The organism is Staphylococcus arlettae (assembly GCF_025560845.1).
In the GTDB taxonomy this organism is placed as follows: Bacteria; Bacillota; Bacilli; order Staphylococcales; family Staphylococcaceae; genus Staphylococcus; species Staphylococcus arlettae.
The window spans coordinates 940,404-957,993 of sequence record NZ_CP094803.1 but is presented as its reverse complement, the minus strand read 5'-3'; the positions used below and the strand labels follow the sequence as shown (position 1 = coordinate 957,993).

Sequence of the window (17,590 nt, the reverse complement as noted above, 5' to 3'; positions counted from 1 at the left end):
AGTTATTCCCCCTTCTTCTCAATAGGTGCGAATTGCGCTAATAATCTTTTAGGACCTTCGGATTTAAATATAATGTCTAATTCAACTGAACCATTTTTCTCAGTTACATTACTAACCATGCCTTCTCCCCAAGACTTATGCGTCACTTTGTCACCTACATGCCATTCATTTGTACTTACCTGTTTTTTAGAAGGACGAACACTTTTACTAAATCCTCGTTTTTCAGGTTTTTTAGTTGCAGCATTAATTTTATGACTTTGTGCAGACGTTCTTGAAGTGTTATTTAATAATTCTTCTGGGATTTCTCTTAAGAAACGAGAAGGTAAGTTTGACTGTGATCGTCCAAACAACATTCTAGACGTTGCATGGGTAATAAATAATTCTTCTTCTGCACGAGTAATCGCTACATAACAAATTCTGCGCTCTTCTTCCATTTCGTGCTCATCATCACTTTTAATTGCTCTAATGTGTGGAAAGATAGATTCTTCCATTCCCATTATAAAGACTATCGGGAATTCTAAACCTTTCGCAGAGTGCATTGTCATTAAAGTAACACCATCTTCAATTTGCGCTTCATCAATATCAGCTACTAATGATAAATCAGTTAAAAAATTAATTAACGATTGTTCTTCTAAAGGGGTATTTTTTTCATAATCTTTAGGAACTGACATAAATTCATCGATGTTTTCTAAGCGACTACGAGATTCAAGTGTTTGTTCTTTTTCTAACATCATTCTATACCCTGATTTTTGTAAAATTTCTTCTACAATTTCACTTATTTCTAAAAATTCTTGTTCTTTAATGAGGTTCTGCATTAATTCATAAAAAGTAATACATTCTTGAGTTACTTTTTTGGATAAGCCGATAAAATCGACTTCACCTAATGCATCAAACATACTAATGTCATTTTGACGTGCATAATTAGCAATTTTATCTACTGAGGATGGACCGATACCTCTTTTAGGTACATTAATAATGCGTTGTAAACTAATATCATCATTACTATTTGCTACAATTCGTAAATAACTTAATAAGTCTTTAATTTCTTTACGGTCATAGAACTTTTGACCGCCTACCATCGTATATGGAATGTTCGATTTCATAAATGTTTCTTCAAGCACACGTGATTGCGCATTTGTACGATACAATATCGCCATGTCTTTGTACTTTTTATTCTTTTTTTGCTGTTTCATTATTTCACGTACAACATATTCCGCTTCATCACGTTCAGTTGTCGCTTCATAGTATTGAATTTTTTCACCTTCAGTGTTGCCAGTCCATAGACCCTTAGGTTTACGCTCAGAGTTGTTTTTTATTACTTCATTCGCAGCTGTTAAGATGGTTTTAGTTGAACGATAATTTTGTTCTAAAAATATTGTTGTTGCTTGTGGGTAATCTTCTTCGAAAGATAGAATGTTTTGGATATCAGCACCACGCCATCCATAAATAGATTGATCTGAGTCCCCTACAACACATAAGTTTTCAAATTTACTCGCTAATTGTTGTACTAAAGTATACTGTGCTTTATTAGTATCTTGATACTCATCCACATGTATATATTGAAATTTATTTTGATAATATTCTAATACTTCTGGAACACGTTCAAACAATTTAATTGTTGTCATGATTAAGTCATCAAAATCCAACGCTTCATTACGTGACAATTGACGTTGATAACCACTGTAAACAGTTGCGACCATTTGTGAATGATAGTCTGTTGCTTCATTTTGTGCATCTTCAGGTGTTTTTAATTCGTTTTTTAAATTGCTAATAGCTCCAATAAACATGCGTGGTTCGAATTTTTTACTATCAATATTTTCTTGTTTTAACACATCTTTAATTACTGACTTTTGATCAGTAGGATCAATAATTGTAAAATTGCGTTCTATACCAAGTCTATCAATATCTCTACGTAATATACGTACACACATCGAGTGAAACGTTGACATCCATATCACTTCAGCTTGTTCCCCGACAAGTGATTCCACACGCTCTTTCATCTCTCTGGCAGCCTTATTAGTAAATGTAATTGCTAAAATGTTATACGGTGATACATCCTTCTCATCTAATAAATAAGCAATTCGGTGTGTTAACACACGTGTTTTTCCTGAACCTGCACCTGCCATGATTAATAATGGACCTTCTGTGGTTCTCACCGCTAAACTTTGTTCATCATTCATTTTCTCTACTAACGAATTCATTTATGTAACTCCTTTATTTTCACTGTTTTTAACGCTTTTTTTATGTCTTGATAGATGATGTCTCCAACTATAATTGTATCTGCATACGTTGCCATTTCAGTTGCAGTATCTAAATCAACTATCCCACCACCATAAAACAACTGAGTTTCAGTAAGCATTTCTGCGGCACTGCGTACAATCTCGACATCTCCATATTGTCCACTATATTCTAAATACATGATTGGTAATTTATACATGTTGTTAATCATTTGTGCATACGCTTCAACATCTTCAATTGTTAAATCCGTAGTTGCTTGTGTTTTTCGAGCCACTTTACTGTCTGAATTTAACACCACATATCCTTCAAAAACCATTTCATTAAAATCAATCATATGTCCATAGGTTTTTAACGCTTCATGTAATATCCCATTATGATATGTGACATCGTTACTATTTAGCACTGTCGGCACAAAATAAAAGTCAAAACCAGGCATTACACTTTCTATATTAGAAATTTCTAATACTAAAGGTAATGGGTAACGCCTAACGCGACTCATTAAATGAATAACATTATCTTCAGTAACATTATCAGTACCACCAATTATTATAGCATCTGTATTGGACTCACAAATGGACTCTAAGTCCGCATCACTTATATCTTTTGCTGGGTCTAATTTAAAAATATGTTGCCATTCTTTAATGTTATACATTGCATGTTACTCCTTCTTATAGCATACATCTGATTATAGCATTTTTATGATTTGAGTTCTAAAATTGCAACAAAAAATCACCTTAAATTTTAAGATGATTTTGTAGCTGCATTTAATAAAAAATCGTCGTTAAATGCCATATTATTTTAAATTATAATATTTTTCTAAGCTAGTCTGCTCTTCATGTATTGTATGAGCTAAACTGTCGCCCACATATCTTAAATGCCACGGTTCATATTCATAACCTGTCCAATCTTCTTCCCCTTTAGGATAACGTATAATAAATCCATATTGTTTAGCATGTTTCGCTAGCCAGCGCCCTTCTTTAGAGTGACCAAATTCTTTCTTAAAATTGGATAAAGGGGCATCTGTTCCAACATCAAAAGCAAGTCCTGTTTGATGTTCAGAATGACCAGGTTTCGCAGTATAATCATATGCTTTCTGTCGGCCATCTTGTTTAATCGCTTGCTTGATGAGTTTTTGTTGTTCTTCGTAGCTTCTAAAACCGCTTCTATATTTTAAATCAATTTCTTCTTTTTCAGCTTGTGCTAACAATTTATTTAACTGACGACGTGCATGTTTACTTTCACCTGGGTTATAAGTTTTCGGCAAACTATATTGTTCATTAACTAAAACGTGTCCATTTACTTTAGTTACTCCGTCTTCAGTTGTTAAGATTGGCAATGCATTTTCTGGCTTAACATAAGCAGTATATTGATTACTCTTATTACTACTAACAGTAATAAATAATTGCACAATAAACACTGTGAAACTAACTATCAAAATAACTAACACGAGACTAAAAGTTTTTTTCTTCACTTATTATCCCCCTTGCACGATCTAGTTCATTTATGCTTTTTATTCAGCTACAGATTATATTATGCCACTACAAAAAGAGTCAACATTTCGTTGTTGACTCTTTGAGGTTGCATTAGTAACTGTCTGTATACTATTAAAGTGACCAAACAGAAACATCTTCACATAATTCAGTTATACTAATCTGCAGTTTCAATATTCATTCTATCTAAAATCATAGTGTAGGCGTCATTGCCCCATTGTAATGATCGTTTTACTCTTGAAATTGTCGCTGTCGATGCGCCGGATTCTTGTTCAATCGTAGCATAAGTAAATCCTTGTTTAATCATTTTTGCCACTTGTAATCTTTGAGACAATGATTGCAACTCGTTAACTGTGCATAAATCATCAAAAAATTGATAACATTCTTCGCGTGTTTCAAGCGTTAATATTGCATCAAATAATTCGTCTAACGCTTGTCCTCTTAATTTTTCAATTTGCATATAAAACAACCCCTGTACATTTCAATTTAATCTCATTTTAACGTACTAACGCATTAAAATGTAGTAATTTCCCTTAAAAAATTGAAATTCTTTATAAGACGCTGTAATCACGCTATTTTAAACTAATCCTGCACGTTCAAAAATTGTATCAACTTGGTTTAAATGATGTTCCGGATTAAAACACTCATCAAGTTCTTCAGTAGATAAAAGTGACGTGATTGCATCATCTTGTTCAACTAATGTTCTAAATGGTGTTTTCGTTTCCCATGATTCCATAGCTTTAGGTTGAACTTTATCATAGGCTTCTTCACGTACCATACCTTTATTTATCAACGATAATAGCACACGTTGTGAGAAAATTAAACCGTACGTTTTATCTATATTTGCTTTCATATTATCTTCATAAATTGTCAGACGATCTACGATATTAGTAAATCTATTTAAAGCATAATCTAATGCAATCGTTACATCTGGTAACATAATACGTTCTGCAGAAGAATGTGAAATATCTCTTTCGTGCCATAATGGGATATTTTCATATGCTGTAGTAATGTAGCCTCTAATAACACGAGATAAACCTGTAATATTTTCAGAACCGATTGGGTTACGTTTGTGTGGCATTGCTGATGAACCTTTCTGACCTTTTGCAAATGCTTCTTCCACTTCACGTGTTTCAGTTTTTTGTAAATTACGAATTTCTACTGCAAATTTTTCCATTGAACTTGCTATTAATGCTAGTGTAGCAATATAATATGCATGTCTATCACGTTGTAACGTTTGTGTTGAAACTGGTGCTGCACCAATGCCAAGACGTTCACAAACATGTGCTTCAATTTCTGGTGGAATATTCGCAAAAGTACCAACTGCACCACTCATTTTACCGACTTCAATTTCTTCTCTTACACGCTTAAATCTTTCAAGATTACGTTGCATTTCTGTATACCACAATGCCATTTTCACACCGAATGTTGTCGGTTCAGCATGTACGCCGTGTGTACGACCCATCATTAAAGTATATTTATAGTCTTTTGCTTTACGTGCTAAAACTTCAATAAAACGTTCTAAATCTTGTTCGATGATATCATTTGCTTGTTTGATGACATAACTTAATGCAGTATCTACTACATCTGTAGATGTTAAACCATAGTGTACCCATTTACGTTCTTCACCAAGTGTTTCAGAAACTTGTCTTGTAAAAGCAACAACATCGTGACGTGTCTCTTGTTCTATTTCTTGTGCACGTTCGACATTTACTTGTGCATTGTCACGAATTTTTTTAACATCTTCTTCTGGTATATGACCTAGTTTACTCCAAGCTTCACAAGCTAAAATTTCAACCTCTAACCAAGCCTCATAACGATTTTGGTCTGTCCAAATATTTGACATCTCTTCTCTTGAATAACGTTCTATCATTTCATTAAACTCCTATCATCTATAAGATTTTATGTAACAAACTCCAAAACATGTACATTATCAAAATGTTTTCGTATAAAGTTCGTGTTTAGTACCTTCAACTATAGTTTAACAGAATCACCTTAAAAAGTATAAGGTTTTTAAGTGTACATTTAAAAACAAAATGGTTGAGTAGCTTTTCTATAACTTTAACTCAACCATTGCTTAATTATTCTATTTTTTTACCTACAAATTCGATGTTTTGCTTTAATACTTCTACACTGCCATCTTTATTTTCTTTGTAGACAGGTTTTTCTATACGTTTAACAGGCATATAGCCTGCTTCTCTTATACGTTGCAAACATTGTTCTATTGTTTCATGTTCTTCAACTGTAAATTTTTGTTGTTTTTTCATATACTTTCCACTTCATCTGTATCATATTGTTTAAGTTTTTTAGTTTTAAGACCTTTAGCCCAAAAACCACCGTGAATCGTTCTTGGTTCATAAGCTACAATAAAGGCTTTGTCATCAATTTGTTTAATGGTCTCTATTAACTTAAATTCAAATCTTCGCGGTGTTAAAATTTGCATAATCAGTCTATTACCATCACGACCATATGCAGTATAGTGTGTAACACCATAACCTAAATCTCTTAATTGTTTTGGTAAATCTAATTCATATGCAGATGATGTAACGTTAATAACTGTATAACCTAACGCTAATTTTTCTTCTATTTTCATACCTACAATAATACCGATAGAGAAACCAAAGGCATAAGCAACAATATTTTGTATTTGATCTAGACTAGACATCACTAGTCCTAAACCAACAACATAAACAAGTACTTCGACAAAACTTACTATTGCCGCGACATATCGATAGCCTTTTAACGTTAATATCGTTCGCATTGTTAGACATGTTACATACGCTACGTTAATTATAAATATCGCTAATACCATGAGCCACGGATTTGATGCAATAACTGACATGACTTACTCCTTCTTTCAATACTTTAAATCTAAATTAGTGTATCAGTAGCATTAAAATTTGTCACTATAAAATTGTGGGTTTTTAGGCCAACTATAACGCGTATAGGCTAATTCCCTTTTATGTGCATTGTTTATATAGTGATTTTCAATTATATTTTGGGCTTCATCTGGCACTTTTTTGTTTTCTAAATAATCATCGATGTGCTCATACGTAACACCTAATGCCGCTTCATCTGGTAATTGTGGTTTGTCGTCTTCTAAATCAGCGGTAGGGATTTTATTGTAGAGATGTTCAGGTGTATTTAAATAGACTAATAATTGCTTTCCTTGTCTTTTATTCAAACCAAATATAGGTGCTATATCTGCTGCTCCATCACCATATTTCGTATAAAAACCTGTGACATTCTCTGCAGAATGATCAGTTCCTACAACAATGCCTGATTGATTTGAAGCTATAGAAAACTGTACTTTCATTCGTTCACGTGCTTTTTCGTTTCCTTTTTGAAAATCTGTTAACTGAATGCCGGCCTCTTCTAATGACGCAATACTTTGATCAACAGCCGGTTTAATATTTACTGTTACGATTTCATCAGGTGCTATAAACTTCAAAGCATCTTCAACTTCAGCAGCATCTTGTTGTTGCCCATATGGTAATTTTACAGCTATAAATTTACATTCTCTGTTTTCATTTCTTAACTCTTCTACAGCTATTTGTACTAATTTTCCAGTTAAGGTTGAATCTTGTCCACCAGAAATCCCTAATACAAGTGATTTAATGAATCCATGTGATTGTACGTAATTTTTAATAAATTGAATGATATTTCGTGTTTCCAGTTCACTATCAATTTCTGGTTTCACTTTCATTTCGTTAACGACAATATCTTGTAAATTACTCATTTTCTTCCTCCATCTCCTTCACATGTTCTGCAACTTCAAATATACGCTTATGTTTATTTTCCCAACATGCAGTGCTTAAATCTACAGGATATTCTTGTGGATTTAAATAACGTTTATTTTCTTCCCATAAATGAGATAAACAATCTTTCAAATAGAGCTGTGCTTCTCTTTCTGTAGGTACATCATAAACCAACTTCCCGTTTTCAAAAATATCATGATGTAAATCTTTAGCAACAAAGGACTTTATAAATTTCATTTTGTACGTATGAACAGGATGGAATAATTTCAACGGTGATTCTGCATTAGGATCTTCATGAGACAAGGTAATATAATCACCTTCAGCTTTATTCGTCTTTTTATTAATAATACGGTACACATTCTTTTTACCCGGTGTGGTTACTTTTTCAGCATTATTTGATAATTTGATACGATCTACGTAATTACCATCTGCATCTTCTATAGCCACTAATTTATATACAGCACCTAAGGCAGGTTGATCATAACCAGTAATTAATTTCGTCCCTACTCCCCACGAATCAACTTTAGCACCTTGTGATTTTAAACTTGTTATCGTTTGTTCATCTAGGTCGTTAGAGACTATGATTTTAGCATCTGTAAAGCCAGCTTCATCTAACATTCTACGTGCTTCTTTTGATAAATATGCTATATCACCAGAATCCAATCGGATACCTACAAAATTAATTTGATCACCTAATTCTTTTGCAACTTTGATTGCATTTGGTACCCCTGATTTTAAAGTGTGGAACGTATCCACTAAAAATACGCAGTCTTTATGGCGTTCAGCATACTTTTTAAAAGCAATATATTCGTCTCCGTATGTTTGCACCATTGCATGTGCATGTGTTCCTGACACTGGAATATCAAATAATTTTCCTGAACGTACGTTACTTGTTGAATTAAAGCCACCAATATATGCAGCACGAGCTCCCCAAACTGCTGCATCTGCTTCCTGTGCTCTGCGCGTACCAAATTCCATTAATACATCATCATTTGCAACTTGACGAATACGACTTGCTTTAGTCGCAATTAAAGTATGGAAATTAACTATATTCAAGAGCATTGTTTCTATTAATTGCGCTTGAATCAATGGCGCTTCTACTCGCATTAATGGTTCATTACCAAAACATAATTCTCCCTCTTGCATTGAACGGATGTTACCAGTAAATTTAAGTTCTTGTAAATATGCTAAAAAATCTTCTTGGTAGCCTATAGATTTTAAGTATTCAATATCAGACTCGGAAAATTTAAAATTTTTAATATATTCTATAGCTCGTTTTAAACCATTGAATACTGCATATCCACTATTAAAAGGCATACTTCTAAAATACAAATCAAACACTGCTTTACGTTCATGAATACCATCATGCCAATATGTTTCTGCCATATTTATTTGGTATAAATCATTATGTAATGTAAGCGTATCATCCTCAAATTGCTGCACAGATTATCTCTCCAATCAACCTTTTTTCTTAGTTTATCATAAATCATTGATATATAGCATTTTTAAAATTTGTGTGTTTTATGACCATTCAATCGACAAATTAGTGACATTTTTTAATTTATCTCAATACCTTTTAGCAAAATCAATTATACTTAATTTTGAGGTGTTAAAAAATGTTAACAGAAGCCAAGAATTTTATTACTCAGATGTACTCAGAGTTAAATTATGATAATCAAAGCTTAAACGAACGTTTAACAGCAATCTCCGCAGAAATAACTGCCACAGGCTCCTATACACATACGTATGAGGAATTAAGTTACGGCGCAAAAATGGCTTGGCGTAATTCTAACCGTTGTATTGGACGTTTTTTCTGGAATACTTTGACAGTTCAAGATGCTAGAGATGTCGATGATGAAGAAACTTTTATCGCTTCTATCAATCATCATATTAATGAAGCTACAAATAACGGTAAAATCAAACCTTTTATTACAATCTATCATCCTGAGCACCCACCTAAAATTTTCAACAATCAACTTATTCGCTATGCTGGTTACGATGATTATGGTGATCCAGCAGAAAAGCAAGTGACCGCTTTAGCTCAGCAATTGGGATGGCAAGGCAATAATACAAATTTTGATGTCTTACCTCTAATTTATGCAATGCCAAATCAACCAGTAACTTATTATGAATATCCGTCTGAAATTATTAAAGAAGTTGCAATAACTCATGATCAGTATCCGAAACTCAAGTCATTAGCATTAAAATGGTATGCAGTACCTATCATTTCAAACATGGATTTGAAGATTGGTGGAATTACGTATCCAACTGCACCATTCAACGGCTGGTATATGGTTAATGAAATTGCAGTCCGTAATTTTACTGATAGTTATCGCTATAATTTATTAGAATCTGTTGCAGAAGCGCTTGAATTTGATACACTTAAAAATAATTCGTTCAATAAAGATCGTACTTTAGTCGAATTGAATCACGCAGTATATCATTCATTTAAGCAAGCTGGTGTATCTATTGTGGATCATCATACTGCTTCTAAACAATTCTCCTTGTTTGAACAAAACGAATATCAAAACAAGCGAGATGTAACTGGAAAATGGTCATGGCTAGTGCCGTCATTATCGCCTACATTAGTATCAAACTATCACCATGGCTATCCAAACATTATGAATGATCCAAATTTTCATTATAAGCAGCAAGAAAAACGGGGCTGTCCGTTCCACTAAAGTATGCATAAAGTTAAGGAGATCAAACTATGAAATTATATTATTTAGGGCCTAAAGGGACATTTTCATATTTAGCAGCTCTACAATACAAATCAGAACAAGAAATGACTTATATTCCTAAAACAAACCTCTATGAAGTTGTAAATGCTGTCTCTCTCGATAGTAATAGCGTCGCAGTAGTTCCTATTGAAAATTCAATTGAAGGTACTATTAATATAGTTGCCGATGCACTGACACAACAAAACATTTATGCCCAAGGTGAAATTCACTTAGACATTCAATTCGCATTATACGGTGACCAAGAGAGCTCTGTTACAAATATCGAAAAGGTTTATTCCATAGCGCCAGCTATTAGTCAAACGAGTCAATTTATTCAAAAACAGGGCTATCAATACGATTATGTGGATAGTACTGTCAAAAGTTTAGAAAAAATCACTCCTACCGTAGGAGCGATTGCTCCTTTAGGCAGTGGCGAAGCACATGGATATTCACCATTAATGCAAAATATCCAAGATTACCCACATAACGTTACACGCTTTTTAGTCGTAAGTAACCAAGCACAACATACAACTAATGCTTCAGATACCATATTATTAATAACTCCAAAGCATGATAAGCCTGGTTTATTAGCTAGCATCTTAAATACTTTTGCTCTATTTGACATCAACTTATCGTGGATCGAATCAAGACCTTTAAAAACACAACTAGGTATGTATCACTTCTTCGTTCAAGCTGATAGTTCGATGAATGAAAATTTAAACAAAGTGATTACCATATTAAACACTTTAGATTTCCATACTAAACTTATCGGTTCTTTCAATAAAATCAATTAAACAAAGAGTCCAGTACATAAAAAGCTCTGACTAAAAAATAAACGTCAATTTCTATTGATACGATATAGAAATTGACGTTTTATTAGTTTTATAAAATATTCACATCTATAATTCTTTATTACTATTTGTTGGTTTTCGAAGAGCCCTATTTTGACTAATAAAATATAATTTGTATCGGTTTTGTAACGTGCTGACGCCCGCAGAAAGCGTGCACAAAAAAACTGCCAACAAAGTCGGAAGCTTTATCGACAGTCTAAGAGGACAAATCCATGTTTAGGATTAATCCTCTTATTTTCTGTTGCTTAATGCTATTACTAGCTAAATATAATAATATTTCTAAACTTTTGTACTATGCATTACTATTAATCTTTTAGTGGCATTGGTTGCGTGAGATCTACACCAAGCACATATGGCATCACAAAATACACTACTAAAATAATAATTAATGCACTGATTAAATTGACCCAAAAACCTACGGATGCCATTCTTTTAATTGATATCTTTCCAGTACCAAAGACAATCGCATTCGGTGGTGTTCCTACAGGTAACATATAAGCACAGTTCGCTGCCATTGCTGCAGGTACCATTAACAATAATGGGTTAACTTCAACCGCTACCGACAACGTAGCTAATATAGGTAATATCATCGTTGCTGTTGCAGTATTAGAAGTAATTTCAGTTAAGAATAGTACAAACAATGTTATTACGATAACGATAATGAGTGGACTCACTCCTTGGATTAACTTCAACTGATCACCTAACCATGCAGCTAAACCACTTGAGGCAATACCTTTTGCGAGTGCTAAACCACCACCAAATAGTATTAATACGCCCCAAGGTAAGTCCTTTGCCACATTCCAATCAATGATACGTTTATGTTGTTCTTTATTTTTAGCAGGAATTAGGAATAATAACACCGCAATAAAAATCGCAATCGTACCATCAGCAATCTCTGAAGTTACAGACCAATTTTTTAATAAAAACTCTCTCGTAATCCATAAAAAACTCGCCAACATAAACACAATTTGCACAACTTTTTCTTCGTACTTCATTTTCCCTAGCTCATCTAACTTTTGTTTAATAATTTCATGTCCGCCAGGTAATTCTTTCATATCATGTTTGAAAGCTAAATTTTTTAAATAAAACCATGCAATAAATAATAATATAAAAACTGTTGGCACTCCAATAATCATCCATTTAGCAAAACTAATTTCTTCACCAAATGCAGATTGATACTGCCCCTTTAAAATGATTAATGGCGGTGTTCCTATAAGTGTACCTAAACCACCTATAGTACCTGCATATCCAATTGCTAATACTAAAGATTGCTCAAATTTATTTAAACTCTCTGTACTCATTTTACTACTTTTTAGTTCATGCGCTTCTTTAATAATAGCTAAACCAATTGGTATCATAATCATCACTGCTGCGGTGTTAGATACAAACATGGATAAAAAACCAGTTGCTATCATAAAACCTAATAAAATTCGTCCCGTACTTGTTCCTAGATAATTAATGATATTTAATGCTACACGAGTATGTAAATTCCAACGCTCCATAGCTATCGCCAATATAAAACCACCTAAAAACAAGAAGATAATATCATTACCATATTGTGCTGACACTTCTTCAGGTGATAAGACATGACCCAGAGGTAGTAAAATTAACGGCAACAAACTCGTTGCTGCTATTGGAATTGCTTCAGTAATCCACCATACAGCAATCCATAGCGTAATACCTAACACAAAAGTACCTTGTGTAGATAATGAGTCTGAATGGAAAAATAGTAGTGTTAGCACAAATAATAACGGCCCTACTATTAAGCCAACTAATTGCCCCGTATTATAAGACTGATTTTTATCCTTTTTTGAAAAGAACGTTAAATAATACGAGGATCTCACATTACTAGTATTATTTTGTTTCATTTTATAATCCCCCTTGTTATTATCTGAATATTCTTAATAATAACAATTGGATTGTATCACATTATAATCTACTTATATATATAAATTCTAAAAACATTTTTATAGTTTATGCTTTTACTTAATAACATTTATTGTTTTTAATTTGACCTTATCATATTGTGTTAATATTAAATGCTCAATATCCTCAAGATGTAATGATTGTGAATCATGGGTGAAGTTATTGTTAGCAATGACAACATTAGAATGTCTTATGTTATCGTAACTTCTAATATGCACTGCATCATATGCCATTAGACCTTCAAAACGATTACGATAAATGTTTAAGTTATGTCCAGCTTGTGTTTTACGCATACGTCCTTGTAAGTCTTGGGCATGTATATTGCCTTCCTTAACACCTAGATAACGAATCCCACCTGCACACTGTTGAAATAAATTATCATAAATATAAATGTTGTATGATTTTAACGGCGTTAAAGCATAATAGTGCATGTTATTGAAAGTATTTCGTCTAATATGAATATTTGTATAGTATTGGTCAAAACGACTTGCATGCGAACCAATAGCACGATTCCACGCTTTCATGCCTGGCGTGTCAGACGGACCAAAATAACAATTTTCAATAATCATATTTTGCGTCGTAGTTCCATCTGTTGCTCCAAATTTCGGAAATGCACCCTTCACTTGCATATCAATTTGCACCGCTTCAGAAAATTGGCGTTTATTTTTAGGGTCATTAAACCCTAAAAAGTTGCATTTATTAATATGCACACCATTTAAACCGCATGCATCAATACAATGCCCTCCTACCACGTCTTTAAATGTCACTTCTTCAATTAAAATTTCACGTGCGTGTCCTATACATAGCGCTGTATTATAATACGGGTACTGTATACCATTCATATCTAGGACACCACCACGAATAGTAATATGACTGTTGCCATTATATCCATAATACACTCGAGGTTTTTTCCCATTTTTAATTAAAGCATCTCTGCCACATCGTTTTAACACACATTGGTTATCCATTATAACTGTAGTATTGCCATAGATGACCAATGCTTTTCTTATATGATATTCACCTTTAGGTATGAACACTGTAGTATGGGGATATTTTTTAGCGACGTTTAATGCTTGTTGAATCGCTCGTGTGTCTTTACGTTTATTGCGTCCCACTAAGCCAAAATCTTGTGCGTTTATTTGCATAATTTTTTTCCTTTCCACTATGTACGTTGATAGTTAGTAATTAACAAAATATAAAATATTTAAACTCGATTAATTTGCTTTTTTAAGTTATGCTAACACATATACTTTTGGTATAACTTATTAATAAAGTTGGAGTGTGGAGAGATTTATGAAAAATAGTGCCTTAATTGTTGTAGATTATTCTAATGATTTTGTTGCTGACAATGGGAAACTTACATGTGGAAAACCTGGACAAAGGATTGAATCTTACATCGTACGACGTATCGATGATTACAATAGTCATAAATGCCCTATTTTTTTTATGATGGATTTGCATCACGAAGACGATTATAACCATCCAGAAAACAAACTCTTCCCCCCACATAACATATTGGGAACGTCAGGAAGACAATTATACGGTAAAGTCAATGATATATATCAAAACATTCAATACAATGATCATGTCCATTTTATTGATAAAACACGTTATGATTCTTTTTGTGGCACACCATTAGAGTTACTGTTACGCGAACGTGGTGTTAAACGTTTAGAAATCGTTGGCGTATGTACTGACATTTGTGTATTACATACTGCAATATCAGCATATAATTTAGGTTACAAAATATCAATTTCAGCACGAGGTGTTGCTTCATTCAACCAAACAGGTCATAGTTGGGCTTTAGAACATTTTAAAAATTCGTTAGGTGCTGAAGTAGAACATCAAGCATAAATCATGCTAGAATAATATTAAATATTTATTTAAGGAGAATTGAATTATGGCTAAAACTTATATTTTCGGACACAAAAATCCAGATACGGATGCAATTTCATCAGCAATCATCATGGCAGACTTTGAAAAACAAACTGGTAATACAGATGCTCAAGCCTTCCGCTTAGGCGAAGTCGGACCAGAAACACAACATGCTTTAGATTATTTCAACATTACGGCACCAGACCTTTTAAATGATGATTTAACAGATCAAAATGTAATATTGGTTGACCATAACGAATTCCAACAAAGCGCGGATTCGATAGCAAACGCTACGGTACAACATGTTATTGATCATCACAGAATTGCAAACTTCGAAACTGCTGCGCCACTTTATTATCGCGCTGAACCAGTAGGTTGTACAGCAACTATTTTATACAAAATGTATAAAGAAAGAGGTTTCGAAATCAAACCTGAAATTGCTGGTTTAATGATTTCTGCAATTATTTCAGATAGCTTACTATTCAAATCACCTACATGTACTGAAGAAGACGTTGCTGCTGCTGAAGCTTTAAAAGCAATTGCAAATGTTGATTTAGAAGTATATGGCCTTGAAATGTTAAAAGCTGGTGCATCTACAGTAGATAAAAGTGCAGTGGACTTATTATCATTAGATGCTAAATCATTCAACATGGGTGACTATGTAACTCGTATTGGACAAGTAAACACGGTTGATATTGACGAAGTTTTTGAACGTCACGATGAATTAGCTACAGCAATGTTAGCAGCAAACACAGAACAAAATTATGATTTATTTGTTTTATTAGTGACAGATATTATCAACAGTAATTCAAAAATCTTAGTTATCGGTGACAACAAAGATAAAGTTGGCGAAGCATTTAATGTACAATTAGAAAACGGTACAGCATTCTTACCAGGTGTTGTTTCTAGAAAGAAACAAGTTGTACCTCAAATTACTGAAGTATTAAGCTAATATCCTTTACTATTTAATTTTATATACATTAAACTGGAACATAAATATGTTCCAGTTTTTTCTCACATGATACTGTTATACATTTACACACTTAAAGGAGGAATTAGTTTGAATCAGTTCGACACTGTTTTCAACCAAAGTAAACAATACTTTAAGTCACATGTTACAAAAGATCTTAAATTCAGAAAAAGACAATTAAAGGCGCTTAGTAAAAGTATTAAAGCGCACGAAGATGACTTGTTACACGCTTTTCAACAAGATTTAGGAAAGAATAAAGTCGAAGCTTATGCGTCTGAAATCGGTTTTGTCCTAAAAAATTTAAAATTAGCACGAAAAGAACTTAAAAATTGGGCTAAACGTAAACAAGTAAATACTCCGCTTCACATGTTTCCAACTAAAAGCTATATAATGAAAGAACCATACGGTACGGTACTCATTATCGGACCTTTCAATTACCCATTTCAGTTATTGATAGAGCCATTGATTGGTGCTATAGCTGCTGGTAATACGGTTATTTTGAAGCCTTCAGAACTCACACCTAATGTCTCACACGTCGTCAAAAATATTATTGAATCTACATTTGATTCAGCTTACATTAGCATTATTGAAGGTGATGCAGAAGTAACAAAACAACTAGTAGCATTACATTTCGACTATATATTCTTCACTGGTAGTGAACACGTTGGTCGTTCCATTTATCAAGCGGCGAGCAAAAATTTAACACCAGTAACGTTAGAATTAGGAGGAAAATCTCCAGTTATAGTTGACGACACAGCCAATATTAAAGTTGCCAGCGAACGTATTTGTTTTGGTAAATTTATTAATGCTGGCCAAACTTGCGTTGCACCAGACTTTATTTTAGTCAATCAAAAGGTAAAAACAGATCTTATTAAAGCTATTAAAACTACAATCAAAGAGTTTTATGGTACACAAATCCAATCATCGCCTGATTTCGGTAGAATTGTTAGCGCTAAACATTTTACGCGATTACAACAATTACTTGAATCACACCAAAATGAAATTGTTTTCGGTGGTGATACCGATCAAAATGAGAACTACATTAGCCCTACTATTTTAGATAATATTACATTTGATTCTACAATTATGAAAGACGAAATTTTTGGGCCTATCTTACCTATTATTGCTTACGATGATTTTGATGAAATTATTAACACTTTACAAAGTAAACCTAAACCATTGAGTTTATATCTATTTAGTGAAGATGAAAATACTACAGAACGTATTTTAAATGAATTATCTTTCGGTGGTGGTGCCATCAATGATACTATTATGCATTTAGCCAATCCTAATTTACCATTCGGCGGTGTAGGACTTTCGGGTATTGGTCAATACCACGGTAAATACAGTTTTGATACTTTCAGTCATGCAAAATCTTATATTTTCAAAACAACTCGTTTAGAATCAAGTCTTGTCTTCCCACCTTATAAAGGTAAATTCAAATATATCAAAACATTTTTCAATAACTAACGATTAAAAAGAGGTTGGGATAATATTAATTTGTTCCAACCTCTTTTCATTTTGGCAGTAGCTGACTGCATTGAAAATGCGCTTCAAACCGAGCTTTTTTCAACGCTAGTCATCCTTGCCGGGGTGGGACAACGAAATCATTTTCTCAAAATCAGATTTCTGTCCCACTCCATATTTTATTCGAAACCTTTTTCATATGGGCAGTAGTTGACTGCATTGAAAATGCGCTTCAAACCGAGCTTTTTTCAACGCTAGTCATCCTTGCCGGGGTGAGACAACGAAATCATTTTCT

16 protein-coding genes are annotated in these 17,590 nt (G+C 33.4%); 5 read left to right on the top strand and 11 right to left on the bottom strand.

The genetic code is table 11. The features are described from left to right. Window positions 1-2: 2 nt before the first annotated feature. The 9 genes from pcrA to MUA37_RS04540 all read right to left on the bottom strand — a co-directional run bounded on the left by pcrA (window position 3) and on the right by MUA37_RS04540 (window position 8,929). A complete protein-coding gene (pcrA, locus tag MUA37_RS04580; protein WP_142019527.1) occupies window positions 3-2,201 on the bottom strand; it encodes a DNA helicase PcrA in 2,199 nt (732 codons plus the stop codon). Further along, window positions 2,198-2,890: a heptaprenylglyceryl phosphate synthase gene (gene pcrB / locus MUA37_RS04575; RefSeq protein ID WP_002509161.1), complete on the bottom strand. Its 693-nt coding sequence runs from the start codon at window positions 2,888-2,890 to the stop codon at window positions 2,198-2,200. Before pcrB ends, pcrA begins: the two co-directional genes overlap by 4 nt. 141 nt (window positions 2,891-3,031) lie before the next feature. Then, window positions 3,032-3,709 (bottom strand): M15 family metallopeptidase, encoded by a 678-nt coding sequence (locus MUA37_RS04570; protein WP_107379957.1) that lies wholly within the window; start codon window positions 3,707-3,709, stop codon window positions 3,032-3,034. A gap of 176 nt (window positions 3,710-3,885) precedes the next feature. Then, a complete protein-coding gene (locus MUA37_RS04565) occupies window positions 3,886-4,188 on the bottom strand; it encodes a YerC/YecD family TrpR-related protein (protein ID WP_002509159.1) in 303 nt (100 codons plus the stop codon). Between the two features lie 117 nt (window positions 4,189-4,305). Next, window positions 4,306-5,601 (bottom strand): adenylosuccinate lyase, encoded by a 1,296-nt coding sequence (gene purB / locus MUA37_RS04560; protein WP_002509158.1) that lies wholly within the window; start codon window positions 5,599-5,601, stop codon window positions 4,306-4,308. 208 nt (window positions 5,602-5,809) lie between these two features. Beyond that, window positions 5,810-5,995, bottom strand: a complete 186-nt coding sequence (locus MUA37_RS04555; RefSeq protein ID WP_002509157.1) for an NETI motif-containing protein — start codon at window positions 5,993-5,995, stop codon at window positions 5,810-5,812. Then, complete coding sequence (locus tag MUA37_RS04550) at window positions 5,992-6,570, bottom strand: DUF2179 domain-containing protein (RefSeq protein ID WP_103388393.1); 579 nt, start codon at window positions 6,568-6,570, stop codon at window positions 5,992-5,994. Before MUA37_RS04550 ends, MUA37_RS04555 begins: the two co-directional genes overlap by 4 nt. 51 nt (window positions 6,571-6,621) lie before the next feature. Then, window positions 6,622-7,467: an NAD(+) synthase gene (gene nadE, locus MUA37_RS04545; RefSeq protein ID WP_002509155.1), complete on the bottom strand. Its 846-nt coding sequence runs from the start codon at window positions 7,465-7,467 to the stop codon at window positions 6,622-6,624. After that, window positions 7,460-8,929: a nicotinate phosphoribosyltransferase gene (locus MUA37_RS04540; protein ID WP_002509154.1), complete on the bottom strand. Its 1,470-nt coding sequence runs from the start codon at window positions 8,927-8,929 to the stop codon at window positions 7,460-7,462. The genes nadE and MUA37_RS04540 overlap by 8 nt, the downstream gene beginning before the upstream one ends. Before the next feature lie 173 nt (window positions 8,930-9,102). On the opposite strand from MUA37_RS04540, the gene MUA37_RS04535 reads away from it, so the two are divergent. Both MUA37_RS04535 and MUA37_RS04530 read left to right on the top strand, forming a co-directional pair. Next, on the top strand, window positions 9,103-10,167 hold the full coding sequence (locus tag MUA37_RS04535) for a nitric oxide synthase oxygenase (protein WP_262624857.1): 1,065 nt from the start codon (window positions 9,103-9,105) through the stop codon (window positions 10,165-10,167). A 29-nt stretch (window positions 10,168-10,196) separates the two neighbouring features. Continuing rightward, window positions 10,197-11,000, top strand: a complete 804-nt coding sequence (locus tag MUA37_RS04530; RefSeq protein ID WP_002509152.1) for a prephenate dehydratase — start codon at window positions 10,197-10,199, stop codon at window positions 10,998-11,000. A gap of 362 nt (window positions 11,001-11,362) precedes the next feature. Here MUA37_RS04530 and MUA37_RS04525 read toward each other — a convergent pair whose 3' ends face one another. Next, window positions 11,363-12,925 (bottom strand): SLC13 family permease, encoded by a 1,563-nt coding sequence (locus MUA37_RS04525; RefSeq protein WP_142019526.1) that lies wholly within the window; start codon window positions 12,923-12,925, stop codon window positions 11,363-11,365. 114 nt (window positions 12,926-13,039) lie between these two features. Continuing rightward, window positions 13,040-14,128, bottom strand: coding sequence for a glycosyl hydrolase family 28-related protein (locus MUA37_RS04520; RefSeq protein ID WP_112369309.1), 1,089 nt, complete (start codon window positions 14,126-14,128; stop codon window positions 13,040-13,042). 148 nt (window positions 14,129-14,276) lie between these two features. Here MUA37_RS04520 and MUA37_RS04515 point away from each other — a divergent pair, with 148 nt between their 5' ends. The 3 genes from MUA37_RS04515 to MUA37_RS04505 all read left to right on the top strand — a co-directional run bounded on the left by MUA37_RS04515 (window position 14,277) and on the right by MUA37_RS04505 (window position 17,298). Continuing rightward, a complete protein-coding gene (locus MUA37_RS04515) occupies window positions 14,277-14,837 on the top strand; it encodes a cysteine hydrolase family protein (protein WP_142019525.1) in 561 nt (186 codons plus the stop codon). A gap of 46 nt (window positions 14,838-14,883) precedes the next feature. After that, a complete protein-coding gene (locus tag MUA37_RS04510) occupies window positions 14,884-15,810 on the top strand; it encodes a manganese-dependent inorganic pyrophosphatase (RefSeq protein ID WP_002509148.1) in 927 nt (308 codons plus the stop codon). A gap of 108 nt (window positions 15,811-15,918) precedes the next feature. Continuing rightward, window positions 15,919-17,298 carry an aldehyde dehydrogenase gene (locus MUA37_RS04505; protein WP_262624856.1) on the top strand — a complete coding sequence of 460 codons (1,380 nt, stop codon included), beginning with the start codon at window positions 15,919-15,921 and terminating at the stop codon, window positions 17,296-17,298. Window positions 17,299-17,590: the final 292 nt, after the last annotated feature.

Coding starts and splice junctions, on each gene's coding strand:
- pcrA (WP_142019527.1), bottom strand. CDS start 2,201: ATGAATTCGTTAGTAGAGAAAATGAATGATGAACAAAGTTTAGCGGTG.
- pcrB (WP_002509161.1), bottom strand. CDS start 2,890: ATGTATAACATTAAAGAATGGCAACATATTTTTAAATTAGACCCAGCA.
- MUA37_RS04565 (WP_002509159.1), bottom strand. CDS start 4,188: ATGCAAATTGAAAAATTAAGAGGACAAGCGTTAGACGAATTATTTGAT.
- purB (WP_002509158.1), bottom strand. CDS start 5,601: ATGATAGAACGTTATTCAAGAGAAGAGATGTCAAATATTTGGACAGAC.
- MUA37_RS04555 (WP_002509157.1), bottom strand. CDS start 5,995: ATGAAAAAACAACAAAAATTTACAGTTGAAGAACATGAAACAATAGAA.
- MUA37_RS04550 (WP_103388393.1), bottom strand. CDS start 6,570: ATGTCAGTTATTGCATCAAATCCGTGGCTCATGGTATTAGCGATATTT.
- nadE (WP_002509155.1), bottom strand. CDS start 7,467: ATGAGTAATTTACAAGATATTGTCGTTAACGAAATGAAAGTGAAACCA.
- MUA37_RS04535 (WP_262624857.1), top strand. CDS start 9,103: ATGTTAACAGAAGCCAAGAATTTTATTACTCAGATGTACTCAGAGTTA.
- MUA37_RS04530 (WP_002509152.1), top strand. CDS start 10,197: ATGAAATTATATTATTTAGGGCCTAAAGGGACATTTTCATATTTAGCA.
- MUA37_RS04525 (WP_142019526.1), bottom strand. CDS start 12,925: ATGAAACAAAATAATACTAGTAATGTGAGATCCTCGTATTATTTAACG.
- MUA37_RS04520 (WP_112369309.1), bottom strand. CDS start 14,128: ATGCAAATAAACGCACAAGATTTTGGCTTAGTGGGACGCAATAAACGT.
- MUA37_RS04515 (WP_142019525.1), top strand. CDS start 14,277: ATGAAAAATAGTGCCTTAATTGTTGTAGATTATTCTAATGATTTTGTT.
- MUA37_RS04510 (WP_002509148.1), top strand. CDS start 14,884: ATGGCTAAAACTTATATTTTCGGACACAAAAATCCAGATACGGATGCA.